This window comes from Gracilimonas tropica DSM 19535 (assembly GCF_000375425.1).
In the GTDB taxonomy this organism is placed as follows: Bacteria; Bacteroidota; Rhodothermia; order Balneolales; family Balneolaceae; genus Gracilimonas; species Gracilimonas tropica.
This window is the reverse complement of the sequence record NZ_AQXG01000007.1, coordinates 80,389-97,505: the sequence shown is the minus strand read 5'-3', so window position 1 is coordinate 97,505 and position 17,117 is coordinate 80,389. Positions and strand designations below refer to the sequence as shown.

The 17,117-nt window shown below is 37.8% G+C and carries 18 protein-coding genes and 1 tRNA gene; 6 read left to right on the top strand and 13 right to left on the bottom strand.

The window, feature by feature from the left end; genetic code table 11:
* Positions 1-79 precede the first annotated feature (79 nt).
* Positions 80-751, top strand: coding sequence for a DUF748 domain-containing protein (locus tag B151_RS0111965; RefSeq protein WP_020403877.1), 672 nt, complete (start codon positions 80-82; stop codon positions 749-751).
* A 57-nt stretch (positions 752-808) separates the two neighbouring features.
* Here the strand turns inward: B151_RS0111965 and B151_RS0111960 are convergent, their stop codons facing one another.
* A complete protein-coding gene (locus B151_RS0111960) occupies positions 809-1,570 on the bottom strand; it encodes a DUF6962 family protein (RefSeq protein WP_020403876.1) in 762 nt (253 codons plus the stop codon).
* A gap of 189 nt (positions 1,571-1,759) precedes the next feature.
* On the opposite strand from B151_RS0111960, the gene B151_RS0111955 reads away from it, so the two are divergent.
* From B151_RS0111955 to B151_RS0111940, 4 genes are read left to right on the top strand one after another with little or no spacing between them, the layout of a single operon-like run.
* Positions 1,760-2,689 (top strand): cation diffusion facilitator family transporter, encoded by a 930-nt coding sequence (locus B151_RS0111955; protein WP_020403875.1) that lies wholly within the window; start codon positions 1,760-1,762, stop codon positions 2,687-2,689.
* Between the two features lie 57 nt (positions 2,690-2,746).
* Positions 2,747-3,322 (top strand): SCO family protein, encoded by a 576-nt coding sequence (locus B151_RS0111950; protein ID WP_020403874.1) that lies wholly within the window; start codon positions 2,747-2,749, stop codon positions 3,320-3,322.
* Positions 3,319-3,762: a copper chaperone PCu(A)C gene (locus B151_RS18640; protein WP_020403873.1), complete on the top strand. Its 444-nt coding sequence runs from the start codon at positions 3,319-3,321 to the stop codon at positions 3,760-3,762. The genes B151_RS0111950 and B151_RS18640 overlap by 4 nt, the downstream gene beginning before the upstream one ends.
* Positions 3,763-3,765: 3 nt before the next feature.
* Positions 3,766-4,383 carry a class I SAM-dependent methyltransferase gene (locus tag B151_RS0111940; protein WP_020403872.1) on the top strand — a complete coding sequence of 206 codons (618 nt, stop codon included), beginning with the start codon at positions 3,766-3,768 and terminating at the stop codon, positions 4,381-4,383.
* Between the two features lie 3 nt (positions 4,384-4,386).
* On the opposite strand, the gene B151_RS0111935 is transcribed toward B151_RS0111940, so the two are convergent.
* From B151_RS0111935 to B151_RS0111925, 3 genes are all read right to left on the bottom strand, one after another.
* Positions 4,387-4,797, bottom strand: a complete 411-nt coding sequence (locus B151_RS0111935; protein WP_020403871.1) for a DUF4402 domain-containing protein — start codon at positions 4,795-4,797, stop codon at positions 4,387-4,389.
* A gap of 215 nt (positions 4,798-5,012) precedes the next feature.
* Positions 5,013-5,510 (bottom strand): hypothetical protein, encoded by a 498-nt coding sequence (locus B151_RS0111930; RefSeq protein ID WP_020403870.1) that lies wholly within the window; start codon positions 5,508-5,510, stop codon positions 5,013-5,015.
* Positions 5,511-5,614: 104 nt separating this feature from the next.
* Positions 5,615-5,688: transfer RNA gene (locus tag B151_RS0111925), tRNA-Pro, on the bottom strand.
* 103 nt (positions 5,689-5,791) lie between these two features.
* On the opposite strand from B151_RS0111925, the gene B151_RS0111920 reads away from it, so the two are divergent.
* Positions 5,792-6,907 carry a tyrosine-type recombinase/integrase gene (locus B151_RS0111920; RefSeq protein WP_040516993.1) on the top strand — a complete coding sequence of 372 codons (1,116 nt, stop codon included), beginning with the start codon at positions 5,792-5,794 and terminating at the stop codon, positions 6,905-6,907.
* Between the two features lie 23 nt (positions 6,908-6,930).
* On the opposite strand, the gene B151_RS0111915 is transcribed toward B151_RS0111920, so the two are convergent.
* The 9 genes from B151_RS0111915 to B151_RS0111875 all read right to left on the bottom strand — a co-directional run bounded on the left by B151_RS0111915 (position 6,931) and on the right by B151_RS0111875 (position 17,058).
* Positions 6,931-7,806: a hypothetical protein gene (locus B151_RS0111915; protein ID WP_020403868.1), complete on the bottom strand. Its 876-nt coding sequence runs from the start codon at positions 7,804-7,806 to the stop codon at positions 6,931-6,933.
* 148 nt (positions 7,807-7,954) lie between these two features.
* Complete coding sequence (locus B151_RS19620) at positions 7,955-8,392, bottom strand: type II CBASS E2 protein (protein ID WP_020403867.1); 438 nt, start codon at positions 8,390-8,392, stop codon at positions 7,955-7,957.
* Positions 8,376-9,404, bottom strand: a complete 1,029-nt coding sequence (locus B151_RS0111905; RefSeq protein WP_020403866.1) for a CBASS cGAMP synthase — start codon at positions 9,402-9,404, stop codon at positions 8,376-8,378. Before B151_RS0111905 ends, B151_RS19620 begins: the two co-directional genes overlap by 17 nt.
* 17 nt (positions 9,405-9,421) lie before the next feature.
* The gene (locus tag B151_RS0111900; protein WP_020403865.1) at positions 9,422-10,477 is read right to left on the bottom strand and encodes a CBASS cGAMP-activated phospholipase; all 1,056 of its coding nucleotides are present in this window, start codon (positions 10,475-10,477) and stop codon (positions 9,422-9,424) included.
* A 5-nt stretch (positions 10,478-10,482) separates the two neighbouring features.
* Entirely contained in the window at positions 10,483-10,719 is a 237-nt protein-coding gene (locus B151_RS0111895) for a DUF2188 domain-containing protein (RefSeq protein WP_020403864.1), read from the bottom strand.
* Between the two features lie 56 nt (positions 10,720-10,775).
* Entirely contained in the window at positions 10,776-11,021 is a 246-nt protein-coding gene (locus B151_RS0111890; protein WP_020403863.1) for a hypothetical protein, read from the bottom strand.
* A gap of 297 nt (positions 11,022-11,318) precedes the next feature.
* Complete coding sequence (locus tag B151_RS0111885; protein WP_020403862.1) at positions 11,319-13,478, bottom strand: DEAD/DEAH box helicase; 2,160 nt, start codon at positions 13,476-13,478, stop codon at positions 11,319-11,321.
* Positions 13,478-14,782 (bottom strand): ATP-binding protein, encoded by a 1,305-nt coding sequence (locus tag B151_RS0111880; protein WP_020403861.1) that lies wholly within the window; start codon positions 14,780-14,782, stop codon positions 13,478-13,480. The genes B151_RS0111885 and B151_RS0111880 overlap by 1 nt, the downstream gene beginning before the upstream one ends.
* Positions 14,779-17,058 carry a tellurite resistance TerB family protein gene (locus tag B151_RS0111875; protein ID WP_211207853.1) on the bottom strand — a complete coding sequence of 760 codons (2,280 nt, stop codon included), beginning with the start codon at positions 17,056-17,058 and terminating at the stop codon, positions 14,779-14,781. The genes B151_RS0111880 and B151_RS0111875 overlap by 4 nt, the downstream gene beginning before the upstream one ends.
* Between the last annotated feature and the right edge of the window lie 59 nt (positions 17,059-17,117).

The following is a 17,117-nucleotide window of genomic DNA, read 5'->3' as shown; positions in this document are numbered from 1 at the left end:
GGCTTCGTAAAAAGTAGAAAATGGAACATTTTTCTGTAGCTCAGCCTTAAAAGACGTGAAGACAAATTGAAATAACACAATGAAACATATTGGATTAAAAGTTTTTGGCGGAATTATAGCCATACTTATAACTGGCTTCATCATACTTACCCTTTCTCTGGATGGCATAGTGAAAAATGGAATAGAGAAGAATGGGTCAGATCTGTTAAAAACTCAGGTAACGGTTGATAATGTTAGTCTTTCTCTTTTTGATGGGGCAGGGAGTATAGAAGGATTCAAAGTAGCGAACCCCGGGAAGTTTAGTGAGAGGAATGCAATAGCTATTCAGGAAGCATCTGTGAAAATAAAGATGAGCAGTTTATTTTCTGATCAAATAGTCGTGGAAGAGCTCATCGTGAAAAATCCCGAGTTGTATTTTGAACAGCAAGGCTTTGGGGCAAACCTCAAAACACTGAATGATAATATGGATCTGCAATCTGAAGAATCATCAGAAAAAAGGTTGCTCATAGAGCATTTGCTGATCGAAAACGGTCAAGTAGCGGTGCACACCGAAATTGACAAAGAACGTACGACTTCCGTTTCCATAGAATCGTTTGAGCTGAATGGAGTGGGCAGAGAGGACAATAATACCGTTCAGCAAAGTCTTCAGGAGGTCATGGAGCCGTTACTCGAGAAAGCGATAGCTGAGGCGATAAAAAGCGGGGTAACCGAACAGATCGAAAACAAAGTACAGGAATTCCTGAATAACTAAACGAAGTCACTACTTGTTTTTGGGCAGACGCTTAGCTGTTATCTAAAGATTGACCGTTCAATTTTTTAATCCGCTTAAAGCATCCCGAACGGCATCTCCAAAGGAGCCTTTTTCTTCGCGAATATCTTCCGGTTTAAGTACTTCCAGTTTGCGCGCACCCCGGTAAAAACAGTACATGCTGATAGCCATCACGGTATGAGCCAGGTCGAGATGATTAAACCATTTGTGCAGTCCAATTTCACTGGTATAAAAGAAAGCGGCAAGCGTAGCAAATATAACGGTCAGAAAAAAGATTCTGCTGCCTTCGTTGCGGGTTCGCCAATACACTAAAAAATGGAGAGGCAGTACAATAAGCCCCAGGCCATAGGCTGAGTGTACCTGGATAAAGAAGAAGTTGAGGGTAGAGAATGTGATCACCGCAAAAGTGAGCAACTCTACCACATTAGCCACCTCCAGAAATTTACCGAATTTCTCATTGATAACCGGTTGTGCGTGCATGATCGATGCCCGTTCTACCGCCATCACCGCCAGCATACTTATGAGCCATCCCGGAAGTTTCCACTCCAAACCAACCGCATATTGAAACGCATGCCCGAGTACTCCTCCCAAAAAAGTAGCTAAGGCCATGACCCCAAAATACCAGCGCATATACTGGTGTACTTTGCCCCGCTTGTTCAGTTTTTTCAACTTTATGAGAGCATATATACATACCGAAGTGATCCAAAGGTCTGTGAAAGTCACCATTGGCTCCATGATGGTGATGTCAAAGATCTCAATGGATGGCTGGCCGGAAGCAGAACGAATAGTCTCGTTATTCATATGAAATTATTTTAGTTGAATCATGGAAAATAACAGATTTCCGTGGAATCACTAACTCATCTGAATTTTACAAGGATCCCTCAAAATTGTGCACGTATTTGTGCTGTTTATAGCAGATATTTACAGCACTTGCGGTCGATAAATGCAGGAGGAATCACCCGTTGATAATTTTCTAAAGCAACACAATTTATGAGTCACGAACACCATCATCACCATAATGTAGATGATTCCTCAATTTGGAAGCTTTGGGTTTCCGTGTTTTTGAACCTTGTAATCACACTGGCGCAGGTGGTCGGGGGAATTGTAGCTAACAGTTTGTCTTTGCTATCAGATGCTGTACATAACTTCAATGACTCAATGTCGCTGGTGACAACCCTTGTAACCAAGAAGATTGCTAAAAAGGGAGCGACTTCTTCCAAAACGTTTGGGTATAAGCGGGCTGAGATCATCGGTGCATTTGCAAATCTTGTGACCTTGGTGATCGTAGCACTTTTTCTTATCAAAGAAGGTATTGAACGCTTTATCACCCCTCAGCCCATCGATGGTTTTACTATGTTCTGGGTAGCTATGATCGGGCTTACAGCCAATTTTATAACGGCAGCCCTGCTTTGGAAGAATGCCCGCGATGATCTCAACATGAGGGCGGCATTTATTCATATTGTTTCCGATACCCTGTCATCCGTCGGGGTGATTATTGGCGGATGGCTCATTATTAAATATGAGTGGTACATTGTGGATACTATCCTAACCCTTATAATCGGGTCCTACATTTTATGGCACTGCTATCATATGCTCAGGGAAACCATTGAGATTCTTATGGAGGCAACTCCCGATAATATTGATCTTGATGAGCTGGCAGAGGCAATGCAAAATGTCGAAAAAGTACGCGAAATTCACCATATCCACGTGTGGCGGCTGGATGAAAACAGCAACCTGCTGGAAAGTCATGTGGTTATTGAGAAAGAAGACCTTTCCCAAATAGAGGAGATCAAGAGATCACTGAAAACACTTTTGCGTGAACGGTTTAATATCAATCACAGCACTCTTGAGTTTGAAACGGAACCATGCAGGTCACCGGATCATGAAGTCGTTCACCATCACCATCATCACGAACATTGATCTTTTGGGTACGTGTTAATCCAAAAAAACTGTCTTCAAAATCCATATATTTTAGTTATGAAATACATGATAACGCTTTTTCTTCCTTTGTTGATGATCTCCTGCGGAAATAACCCTGAAGTCATTGAAGACATGGGAGATGCTTCCTTCCGGTTGCTGGATCAGGATAGCACGGAAGTTATTTTTCCTGATGATTTTGAAGGAGACTATATAGTGATGGGTTTTATCTATACCAACTGCCCGGATATCTGTTCATTGATCACGCAAAACCTCGTCAAAATTCAAAAGGAATTGAATTACCCGGAAGATGTTCAGTTCGTTGCCGCAACTTTTGATCCCGTGCGTGATACCCCCCCCCGGCTCAAGCAATATGGAAAACCCTTTAAAGTGGATGAGAACTTTACGTTTTTGACCGGAGATTCAACCCAGGTTTTTGCATTGATGGATAGCGCACGTGTAAGAAGTCAGGTTTCTATGCGGGATACCACCTCGGACGGGCGTGCACTGTATTTTATTAATCATTCTGACAAGATCATGGTACTCAATAAACAAGCCGAAGTGATTTTTGAATACGGCGGAAGCTTGCCAATGATTCCTTCGTTGGTAGTTGAAGATCTAAATAAAGTCCGATGAATATAAAACCAAGCTTATTTTTATTGGTGATCTTAGGAATGTTGATTTTTTCAACATGCACTGACAAAGATCAAGCTTCTGTTCAGGAGAATGAATTCATAGAACGTGTTCGGCCTGTGGAGCAGAGTGGGACATCTGCGGCGTATTTTTTATACGAAAATGAATTGATGAACCCCGATACCCTGCTTTCCATTACCTCGAATGTTTCTGACTTGGTTCAGGTTCATGAAACTTATAAAACAGATGACGGCATGATGGGTATGCGCGAGCGGAAAACGGTAGTTGTTGAAGCGGGGGAAGTGGTCACGTTTGAGCAGGGTGGATTACATGTTATGCTGATAAATGTAGAAAAATCCTTGGCAGAGGGCGATTCGGTGCAGCTCGAAATGGTATGGGCCCGGGCAGGAAAAGTTCAGAAAAAACTCCCGGTTCAGCCCTAAAGCGTGTCAGATAAAGCCACAAAGGAAAGCTATTCTCAACAAGCGGCCGACTATGAGCGCACCTGGAAACGATATCTGCAACATACGCACGCAACGGCCCTGAAAAACCTGGATTTGCAAGGCGATGAGGTCGTTTTAGATGTTAGCGCAGGCACCGGATTGTTTCAGCAATATATGGTGGAACATGGGGTTTCCTTTCGGAAAATGATCTTGAATGATCTTTCAGAAGGGATGATGGAGTTTGCAATAGAACGGTTTTCCGAAGATTCACGGTTTGAATTTACACACCAGGATGTAGCCGCACTTGAGTTTCCAAATGAGGCTTTTGATCACGTTATTTCCTTGAATGCTTTTCATAATTATAAAAGCCAGCAAGAAGCAGTAAAAGAGTTCTCTCGCGTGCTGAAACCCGGGGCAGAATTGCTCATTTTGGATTGGAACCATTCCGGGCCATTTAAACTCATCAATTATATCATCGATCTCTTTACTTCCGAATTCATCAAAACAAAATCGGCGGCAGATGTTGAAGTGATGCTTAGGAATGCGGGATTTAACGTCGTAGAAAGGAAAGAATGGTGGTTCGGCTGGTGGAAGTTTTTCCTTTTCAGGGCTCGAAAATAAACGTTACAAATACTCTACAACCGCAGTGAATGTGCCTTGATATTTACCTTTGAGGGTCTGCCCGTTTTCTACTTTCCCCTGCACCGAAATACTGTAACTCCCGTTATTTTCCTCATCTCTTTTCACCAATACATCTTTTAAGTCAATCACTTCCCCAAACTCGTTTTCCAAAGCAGTGTTTTGGTCTACGGAGATCTCGACATCGGTATAAGGAGCTGCAGTTAATGAAAAATTCAGGGCATTGAATTCAGAAGTAGAAGAATTTAATGCAATCTGAGACTGACTTGGAGCCGTTAACGCCGAGCCGCTAATAACCTTGACCTTAGCCTGCATTACCGCGGTGACCTGTGCGTAGGAGGTATTGCTGAGAAAAAGTCCCAAAGCAAGAATGGATATGAATTTTATTGCTCTCATGGTTCTCTGTTTGATTAACCGAGACCAAATTATTAAAATCTTCTAACATTAAAAAATTTTAATGTTTTGAATAACGCTATAATTCCTACTACTCAATCAAAAAAGTTATACATAATCCAATCAAAGGTGTTTTTTACAATGATTAGAAATTAAAGGATTTTAATATTTATGATCCTTTAGGTAAAAGAAGGGCAAGTTATCGGTGGAAAAGTATATTAAATACGGAAGAAGCGTTTCAGTTTTATACGCTTTGCTTTCTTGGTAAGCTGATGCAGATCTTCGTCTGAAAGGCCAACTTCGTTAGGGTCGGTCTCAATTTCATGAAGGGATTCCTTGGGCGTTAAAACCCCTAAATGTTTGATGAACGTGTTAAGATTGCCACGAAGATATTGCTTTCGGTTTTTATTGAGAACTTCCAGGATATCTTTCCATTGCTGTGGCTTGACCGAGCATTCAATTCCCAAGCCGATAGCATCCGAATCATCCGGGCTGTTGAGACACATTTCCAACTGTAATTCTAATTTTTTGGGAAGTGGGTCTACTCGGAGTAGCTTGGGTCCCTCATGACTTTTGTAGCCACGCGGGAAAAAACTTTTCCATAATTCTCCGGTTGAAGGATCATGGTAATAGACCTCAAACGTTTCCATGTTTTTGCGCAGCGTCACCATTTCATTGATGCGCTGGATCTGTTTTTTATTGTCTATGATATACATGGCGTCTCGCTTTACAAATGGTACCGTTGTAGCCTGTAAATGTTCCCATCACAAAATGCTAAAAATAAAAAGGGACGTCAAAATATGACGTCCCTTAAACTTTGTCGGGACGACTGGATTTGAACCAGCGACCCCTCGACCCCCAGCCGAGTGCTCTACCTGACTGAGCCACGTCCCGATCAATTGAAAACTAAGATACGGGCTTTGAAAACGGTGTTCAATCTTAATTTTTCTTTTCTCCGAGCACTTTGATAGTAGACTACTATCATATTACTATCGAGATGGCATCACTTATCAAGCAACATGGACTCTATTATGTTCAATTCTACAACAGCAAAAGAAGACCGAAGCAGAAACGTGTTCCACTAAAAACCAGAACCAAACAAACAGCCTTAAAGCTTAAGCGCAAATTAGAGGATGAGTTTGCTACCGGCGCTTTCGATCCCTGGCTGGATGACACTGTAGCCATTGAGGGTGAAGAGCTAAGCAAGGATTCCACGATCAAGGAAGCACTGGATCAGTACATCAAAGTGAAATCAAAGAAAGACTGGCGGCCTAAGACGGCTCAGAATGCAAAGTATGTACTAGAGGACTTTGTGCGCCGGATGGGTAATGATCACCCAGTTGGTGGAGTTACTGTGAAACACTTCAACAAGTTTCTAAATAGGAGTGATATCAAGTATGAGACCAAGCGATCTCATAAGAAGAAGCTGAAGACCTTCCTGATCTGGTTAGATGAAAATAACCTCGCAAAGCTTAGCTCAAAGAAACTACATGTAAACAATGATGGAGCAGAACAGGAAGAATCCATCAATTACTTCACCAAAGAAGACATAGAAACACTGACAAGCTATATCAGTGGCAAAGTGGCCAAAGATCTGCAAAAAGGTTTTCAGTCAGAAAAAAAGAACGCGCTATGGCTGGTTGATTTCATTCATTGGCAGCGACTGTCTGGAATGCGGCTATCTGAAACGCTTAATTTGCGTGCCGAGGATATTAACACGGAGACCTGGGAAATAACTATCGGGAATGCTCACTTCGTCACTAAGAGTAAAAAGAAGCAGGTACTACCTATTGAAAGCGTGGAGCCCTTGAAGGGGATTGCCCGAAGCAAACTTGCTGAATGTAGCTCAGAAGATGATCGCCTATTTGGTCACTCCTGTAGAAGACACACAAACCGGTTATTCAATCGGTATTTAAAGAAAGCTCTGCCAAAGAAAACTCATCTGAATATTCACAGCCTTAGGCATACATGCTGTATTGAGTTGCTACGTGCCGGTGTTCCTATTTATACCGTGCAGCGCTGGCTACGGCACTCAGATGTGAAGACCACTCAGCGGTATGCGGATTTGCTGAATATGGATATTTCGGAGCAGGTGGGTAAGGTGCTGAAGTAGATCAGTGGTGCAGTGGCGTAATTTCAGACTTTTTCTTCAGTTTCTAATTTAGATAAATCGCTTGCTGTATGAACCGTTCTAGCCTTCCCATTTACCATAGTCTCCTGGATTAATACAAGCTGCCCCTTCTTATTAGTGAAATAATCGGATTTAAGTCTTCTAAAATGAGCTTTACGAAAATGAGGTGTGTTTTTTCTACCAGTATCACTAGAAGAGTCCTTTAGACTTTCAGCTAAACCTACTTGAAATGATCTATCGACATTTTCTTCGGGTATATTGCTTGGCACACCATCTTTAATTAACTCAGGGTAGCATTGCATATAGGCTAGTGTATTGATAGCTAATCTGAAAACTGATGCTAGATACTTTTCATCTCGGTCGCTGCTTTTGTAAAGCCTATAATAGCGATCCTCGGGTATTGCGCCAGTTTGATTGCCATCATTAAGTTGAAGCACTAATTCAAGTTCTTCAGTTAGAGTCATTGAAAATGAATATCCATACTTCTCAAAAGGGATATGAAGTGCAAAGTCATAACTCACAACAGTCATTTCGGTATTAATTCTAGCTATTAATACATCTTTTTCCTCCCCAACTGAAAGTAAATATTCCTTGATACCTTCTAAGTCAGTCAATTTCATTTCTCGAAGAATGTACTTCAAATCTCTATCTACGAAATATAAATGCGTTGTCTCTTGAGAGAAGTCTTTAAACCACATTTCAAATCCAGCAATAGCACTACTATGTTTATCTGGAAATTGATGCGGAGGATAAAGTTGATATAAATCGCTTTTCATTCGCTGATAGAGCTCATCTGGATCTAACCTAAGTTTGGCATACCCCTTTCTATATATCCTCCAAAGATCTATAAGTGTCTTACTATATCTGGCTTTTTTACCCATTATGTTTTTACCGTTTAACTTATAAATGAGTTTATTGAATATTTGACCACTTCGCCACTTTTAATACGCGGAATTGATAAATATGGATATTAGTGAGCAGGTAGGAGAGGTATTCTCACAGTATTACTTAAATAACGGTTGAGTAATTTTAAGATTTACTTCCTTTATGTGGTACAAAAGGACCATGCCACTTTCCGTCTATTTGATAAAGTTCATAATACACCAACCATTCTGCTGTCCATGGAATTATTGTGTCTGATATACTTTTAGTATGCTTCCATGGATTTTCTTTAGGGTAATACAAGCACAATCTTTTATCAGAATACATATGGGCATTGATATCTAACGGTAATTCAGGATCAACTACATAAACTTTTGGAGAACTAGCTCCATCATATTTTAAGCGAATTTTATAAACCTCACTATGTTCAGTTGGCTGAATTTTACCAGTACAAACTAAGGATGAGTTTAACCCCCGACCTTTGATAGTACACCTAAAACAGTCAAAACTCCGTTCAATTAATACTTTTTGTCTGTAGACCCTTGCAAAATAATCAGGTCTTGATTTGTCATATTTTGCCGCCATAATTCTTCGTATCTGGTACTGGTTTCCCAGCTTTAGAATCATCGGTTACCTTCCCATCTCTACCTACAAAAGCATTTGAGGATAAAATAGCTGCCTTCTTTTTTAATGCTTCTTCCTTTGTATCCGTGTCTTCATCTTTACCTTTCGGGAATCGGTCACCGAGATGTTTACGCCATAGATTGCTTGCTTTTAATTGATTTGGTTCGTCCAGTGCTTTATTTGCATCATCAATAAAAGCATCTAACTTTTCAATGATATAATCTTTCTTGTCATCATCATATCCTGAAAATAAATCATCATGGGGCACAGTTGGCATCTCTAGTTTCCAACTACGATCTAATTTTGATTTGATAGAAACAAGTGTCTCCTTAAGGGCTATATCATCCCTTTCATTGCATGAAATACATTCTGCAGTTAAAACAGAAAGAGCTAATCCAGTGGGCATTTTATTTCTGATTTTGTCTCCCCAGGCCTTAAGATATTTGACAATTCGTACCAATTGTTTGTCATCATCCTTCTCATCATGAAACCATTCCACAAACTCTTTCGGATCGCTAGGTGAAAATCCATTATCCTTATCGGCTAATTCCGGGGGAGTAGAATCATCATCTTTATCTTTCTTACAGTACACTGGCAAGTCAATGTGATAATCGTCTTGGTAAATTACTCGAATACATTTTCGTCGATGTTGGGGCGCTGTATCGGTAGCATCTTTCACAGCTTCCTTTACCCAACCTTGTAATGTCTTAGCTTCAACATCTGGGTCCCTGAAAAAATAAATACCATCGTCTAAATCACAGGTGTTATCCTTATATAGAATTTGAGTATTTATCAGTCTATTTGCTGACCCTTGTATATAGAAATGGGGAGAATATTCAGGGTGGTTCTCATTAAAATGATCTCGAATCTTATCTCGCAGATTTTCTCTTGAGATTTTCATTCTGCCCCGTTTCGTTTTGGATGGCCTGAGATCTTTATTAAAATCTAAAAACAGCTTATTACAATTTGCCATAACTCTTGTTTTCTTAATTATAAATTATATACTGGCTTATATGGTGTAATTAGAGTTGAACAAAATTCTCTGAATATTTCAGGTCCTGTTTTTTTAAACTCTAAATCAGCTTTATGCATTAATTTTTTTAGTTTTTTTGGATCTGTTTCATCAAGACCTATAGGTTCATCATGTTCGGTAAACTCAAATTGAAGTCTTTTGTAGTAAAATTGCTCTTTCCCAGAATCACCAACACCTTGATTTAAAAACTTAACTGTATTAGCGATGTCGTCAGCTTGAGACGAAAACATTAAATCTATAATTTGCTTATTAATTGGATTTCCCCAATACCATGCACCCCATGTATTTCTTGTAGATTCCTCTTTATACATGTGAGTTCCAGTTCCTATTGAAAGAATCTTTAAATCGTTTAAAGAGATATTGAGTGTTCCTAGAGCTTCCAAAATTCCAATAAGTGTTGGGTTATTTGCAAACACTCCACCGTCAATAAAGTTAAGTTTCTCTATATCAATAGCTTCATTGTTAACTCTATATGTGAATGAATGAGGTTTGAAAAATAATGGTGCTGAGGAAGTGGAGAGGGCAACATCATGTGCTGGGTATTGATAGTCTCGTTTCAAGTCTTTGTGGTGAGATGTTTTAAGAACACTTACTTTACCATTGTATCCATCATAGACTGGAATACAGACTCTAGTTTTAGAATGTCCTAGTCTTGTATCCCCATTTTGTGTAAACTTCGAAAATTCTTTTCTAAGAAGCCCTTCAAGACTTGTAGATTTATAGAATGGTTTAAAAATAGCTTCAATCCAACTACTCTTTTTGCCGAATATAAGATTAGCATTTTCTGAGTATAGCTTGAGAATCCTTTCACTTGACATTCCCAAAGCCAGGCCTAATGCAATGATACCGCCCGTTGAAGTCCCACAAATCAAATCGAAGTATTTGTTTAGGTCAGTTATGTCTTTTCCAGATGATTTGAGCTTTTCCTCCAAATTCGACAATATTTTTGCAGGATAAATACCTCTTATACCCCCACCATCGATTGATAATATTTTAAATGGCTTATTAGACATAGGCTTTATCCTTTTGGGGGATATGGATCGCTTCCTTTAGGATATGTTCTTTCTTCCTGAATTCGACCATTTCTACCATGAATTACAACTGATGAGTTGCCTTTATTCTTAGCAATATTAATGGTCTTTTCTTGGACTTCTCTTTTGGTATCCCCGGTTACAGATGCTCTTTTAGCGTTTTCTGTGGCTCCTTTCCAGCCATCTTTGGTTTTTGTTATGTGGTATCTATTTCGTTTTGCCATAATAACCTCTCGTTTAATTAAATATGAATATTTAGTCACTTGATCACTGTAAGACCCTAAATCAGTTCATGAAATTTAAGTCTGTCATTTTTGATATTGACGTATGCAACCAACTTACCTTTGTGTAATACCTCTGCAAATCTATTCTGGTTTTGCTGACTTACTTCAAGTTTTTCTGAATCAATCTCGTGCTTATCAGCAAATTCATTAATCCATTTATTAAACTCTTTCGTGAATGATTTCTCAAGTTTCTTTACTTCTTTCAGAGCTTCTTTTTCAAGTTGTTTTGCTAGATCTTTCATAATGTTTCTCTTAAGTTAATTATATGTTGATCTTGCGACTGCAAACACTATGCCGTTTTACATATATATAACATATATTCATAAGTTAGGTACACTTATGCAGCAACATGACGAAATGTTATTCAATTCTTTCTAACTAGTAAGAAGAGCATTTCTAAAAGCCCTCATCTTATAGAGCAGTCACATTAGAAGTATCTGAAAAAATTACAAATAGCAAAAACGAATAAAAAAGGACACACAAATATGTGTAGCCTCATGCAGTTTAATACATATATACCTATGAATTGAGAACATGTCTTAGGTTATTAGATTCAAAAACCTGAATGCCCCATTAATATCTATATAAGATGATATATATTCCTGATCCAATAGGGAATCAGATAAAAGATAGTCGAACTTATTATTTGCTTTATTCTGGATTCTTTTGGCCATCATTATTGGATCGAGATTCTGTATATCAGTAGAATTCAATTTGGTAGTGAATTTGCTTGCCGAACAATCTCGCACCTCTAGACTCACACCTCTATTTGATACTTTAAATTCTAGACTTAATAATATCATATACAATGCATTCATGATCTTACTTCCTTTCCAGGGTAGTATTATTAATGAATTACCTTGCTCATAAATTGGGGAACTATTAAGCTTAAATTTTTTAAAATTTTGCCTTGCTATGGATAGTAACTTCGAGCTTGATGAATCTGCATATAACTTTTCATCTGAGTCTTGATAAATCTCATACATTTTTTCTCTTACTCTATCATGAACAAAAATTCCCCCGGAACTAAACATTGGTATTTTTTTACCAGATGATCTGTTTAGCTCTACTATATTTTTTTCTTTATCAACAGATTTTATAGACCATCTCTGCCCGGCAAAAACTATATCAGCTCCCACTATCAATGGAAATGTCACTGGTAATTGACCTAAATGTTTATTGTCATAAAAGACCTTGAATTCCTCAGGAGTTTCAAAGGCCGCATAAAATTTATAGTTATTGGTAATAACCTCACCTTTAATTCCTAGCATCAATGTTCCATCATTTAATTGCTGGATAGCATCTTTTTCACCTAAACTAGTTAGTATTTCTTTAAACGAATCTAGATCAACGTTCTTGAATACACCTTTTTCAATCAACAGTTTATATAAATCTAAAGCACTGATACTACCATACTGGCAAATCAAACTAAGTATTTGTTGCACCAGGGTTGATAAATGTAATGACCCAACAGAAGGAGGTTCCACCCATTTCTCTAACATTAAATCAATCATTGCTATTGACTGTACAAGCTGTGGGTAAATATAGTCTTCTATATCCTCAGCTTTCTTGATATCATCTTCTATTAGGTAGAACCTCAATTTTGCGTCCTCATCTCTTCTTCCTGACCTCCCAATTCTTTGTACGAGGCTTGAAACGCTTGGTGGACATCCTATCTGTCCAATTGTTGAAACACTACCAATATCAATACCCATTTCAAGCGTTGTAGTACAAACCGCAGTTGATGGCCTTTGTCCTTCTTTTAACCTTGACTCAACATGCTCTCTATGAGACTTAGATAAGTTACCATGGTGAGGGAAAAATTCATTTGGAACTTTATGTTCTTCACATCGCTCTCTTAGTGAATCTGAATATGATTCGACATTAGCCCGAGAGTTTGCAAAGATTAAGTTGTTCTTTCCTCTTAATTTTGAATATATATTTTCAGCAATTTGCCTCTCAGGAATCTTCTCGGCCTCTTCATAACGAATAACTGTGTATAATTTCATTTTGAGGCCTTTAGTGAACTCATTAGACTCTATGTATTCACAATCAACTTTTGCGCTTAAAAAACGTGATGTGAGTTTCTTATCGTTGAGTGTAGCACTAAGTCCGATCCTTCTAATTCTCTTTGATCTTAATGTATCAATTCGATGAAGCTGAGACATTAATTGAATGCCCCTCTCATTCCCAATAAAAGTGTGAAGCTCATCAATAATTACATGTTCAACAGAATTACATAGCTCAGCAAACTCTCCAGTTTTATTAATTAACTGTGATTCTAGTGACTCTGGTGTTATTAGAAGAATACGATCTTTACTTCCATAAAGTCGTTTTTTATCAGATGAACTAACATCACCATGCCAAGGCACAATATCTACATCGATATATTTTGAGAGGTCTTCTAATCTGCTAAACTGATCATTTATCAGAGCTTTAAGAGGCGCTATATATATACAAAATAAACCATGAACATCATTACTTAGAGCCTTAGAAATAACAGGTAAGAAAGCAGCTTCTGTTTTCCCGCTTGCTGTTGCGGAAGCAATGATCATATCTCCATTTCCATCTATGATATGATTTATTGCCTTTTCTTGTATATCTCTTAACTCAGTCCAACCACTTTTATAAATCCACTTTTTTATTCCATCATCTAACTTATTAAAAGCACTTGATATGTTTTGATCCTGTCCTTGCATTAAAGTGAAAAGCTTGACAAATCATCATCAGCTTCGGTTTCTTCATCCCCCTCAAGGACACTTTCTACATCCTCTTTGATATCAATTTTATCAATAAGCATTTCCCAACTTACATCTTTGTTTTGCTCTAAAGTTGACAGCAAGTGAACGAACTCTTTGATAGTATTCCTGGGAGTCTGAAAGTAAGATGCCCCAATTTTATTCTGGCAATGATGCATAAAGGACTTAATTCCCTCATCAGAAATGAGGTATTTATTTTCATCATATGATGCGAAAACATTTCGAATATTAACTAAAAGTACATAAATGTCTTCTGGCTGAAGATTATCTAATTTTATAATAGGTCCACTAAAGTCCTTCAGACCTTCTTTTTCAGCAAAGCTGTTTTGAGATAACCTGGTTTGTAAAGCATCATAGCTATACAGTCCTTTTCGAGAATCCATTAAAAACTCAGGTGTACCATTCATTAAAAACCCAAATCCTTCAACATTTCCTTGCAAACAGTCATTAAGAATTCTCAGTATCTGCTCATAGTTATTATTTCTAGCAATGGTACTATGCAGCTTATATAAGTTAACCATCTCATCAATTCCTACTATTAAGCCTTGATAGCCTGCAACTTTTACGAACCTGGCCAGTAGTTTAATCTGGTCATAGAAATTATCATCGTTAATTATTGTCCGCACACCTAATGCATTTTTAGCATCAGTTTTGGTACTATATTCAGCTCTTAACCATCTGATTGCATCACTTTTAAGCTCTTCATTGCCAGTATCATGTCCTTCCCAATAGCATTTAATCACTTCAACAAAGTCGTATCCACCAACCATATCTCTGATTGGAGTAAGAGTACTATGTATTAGATCATCAACTGAATTGTCATCACTTGATTCAGACAAAAGCTTTCCAATAAACTTCTCAACCACGTTCTTAATAGCCCCGCCATTTGGCGAGGTCTTTGTTGACATGTTTTTTATAAGTTCAGAATACAATGATCTGGCCTGCCCACCTGAAGCTTGCAACCTTCTATCGGGGGAAAGATCACCGTGTATAGTGACCAGCCCTTTCTGATGAGAAATTGTTCTTATAAGATGTAAGAAGAACGTTTTTCCTGATCCGTATTCACCAATTATGAATCTTATAAAAGCACCATCATCTTTGACTCTTTCTATGTCATTCAATAATGCCTCGACTTCACTAGACCTGCCAACTTGTATATGCTGAAGACCGATGTTAGGCACTACACCCGCCCTTAATGATTGAAGTATTGTATCTTTTTCTCTGGCTCTAATTCTCTTAGTCATAGTTTATCAGATATGTATTCATTGATTTCAAGTTCTTCGTACAAGAGCAACAGATCGTCCTCATGTTTATCAAATGATTTCTCATTTATAATCTCGATAGCTCCATTCGGCATAAGACCAATTTCACTGCATAATCTATCGAATTCGTCTTGTGTCCAAACTTCCTTAGAAATTAATTTTCCTACCAACTGGCTATGTTGCTTATCAAGACCTAGATAGGAAGTGAAATCGTCTTCTTCGTTACTAGATTCAATATTCTTTGTACTTTCATCGTCCTCTTCCTCAAATACATCTGATAAAATACTCTGTACTTCGTTTGTTTGGTCAATTCTGGCTTGCAATAGTTCTTCGTTGAGTAGACCAGAACTTTGTTTCTCTTTAGGTATTTTATGTCCATTTGAATTAGACTTTGTTGTTACCTCTACTAATTCATCCTCTTCTCCGTGTTGTAGATCATATAACTTTTTGAGTACTTTGGATTCGTCTATTCCAAACATATCAGCCACCTTTTGTAACATTGAAACTTCATCTGGATGAATATGGTGATCAGCCCAAGCTAGTGAGATAAGGTATTCAATGATCTTTGTCTTATCAGAATCAGCCAACCTTTCTATTTTACTCTTCAAGTGTGCTACATTTACTTCAGCACTTTTTAGCCAATATAGATAACCATTGATTCTCTTCTTCTCTTGATCACTTAGGTACAATAATGATTCTATATACTCTTCAAAGTGCTTTTCCTCTTCAGGTTTAAAAATTCCATCTGCCAAGCCTACCAATGCCGTCATATGTATGATAGGTAATACTAACTTATACTCTTTAGTAGGCTTCTTAGGAGTATTCTCTTTATCAATATTAAATACAGCTATCTTTCCCTCTTTATCAATCTTGTGATAACCAAACCTGATATCTGGTTCTATACCAAAACCAAAACCTTGCATTATCTGGGCTATACTTATAGCCTCCTTTTTTCTAAACTTATTTACTCCGTCAATCTCCCATAAGTCTGTAAAAAAAGAGGACTCAATCAAAGTATATTCATTCTCTTCTAAAGCACTATCCAACTTATTAATAATAGTCTCAACCTTACTATCATTTACTTCATTAATGAGAACATCTGGCAGTTTTGATAATGCGTCAATACTATTCTTATCATCTGGGTTTCTACCTAAATGCCGACTATATGGATCTAACAACTCAGTACATTCATCTATTAGGGCCCTAATTTTGTTTAAAGGGCTACTTAGCGCTGTAATATCTGGAATATTAGTTTTGGCATTAAAGTTATTATTACCAAAACTACGACTTGCCGTCCGATAAGATGTTTTAATATATGTTTTGTTCGGCTTGAGTTTAATACCCTCTTCATATAGGTCTTTGTACTTCTTCTTAAAAAGTATTTGAAACTTATCTTTACACCGTCTTGCAGGTGTTCTTATTGAATGATTGTTTATAATACCCCACTTTAGTGCCCACTCAGCTGGTAGAGGAATGTCTTTCAAAGCAAAATATGCTAAACCCATTTTGAAGTTTAATGAGTATTCATACTGATGAACATAGTTCTCATAATCAAGATCTTCTTTGGACAATGATTCTAAAAATGATTGCTTTGCATTTTGCGATAGTTCAACAAACTCCACTAAACTATTTGCATACCTGCTGAATGAGTTATTACCACCATAGATTGAAAGAAGTCTTTTTACTTCTGCAACTAGCTCTGGTATTTCAGACTTTGCTAGTTCTGATATCTGAGAGTCATTTAATATTCTTCTTTCAATGCCATAGAAGTATAAAAACACATAACCTATTGGTACATCTGCTGTATCTAGACCTTGCTCTAACCAATGTAAATATGCAGCACGAGCTTGTGGAGTAATTGACTGGTAAGATGGCCAGTATGACAGGCTATCCCCTTCTAAGTCAGGGTTTATTTTGTCAATTCTTTTTGTTGTATCAATTAAAGCAGGCTCAATGTTACTTCCATAGTAGTTCTTACTAACTGAAGACAGATTGTTACCCACATAAACAAATCCTTTCGGAAAAGAGTAACCATTTACCTCAACCTGTTCGCTTTTAGGTCTCCAAAACTTATCTGGTTTATCACTCAGATCAACATTTTGATGATCATAAGATGAAATAAATCTACTGTTGTTCTCCCGTTCATTTCTTTGATCTAAGCTTCTATAATTTTGTCTTGGCTGGATCTGATTTTTCGTGTCTGCATTAGCATTGATTAGTATCACTGCTATTACAATTATGATTAAAAAAACTAACAAGCCCATTCAATAATACCCCCAAAATGATGAAAAGAATAACGTAAATATTGTACTATGAT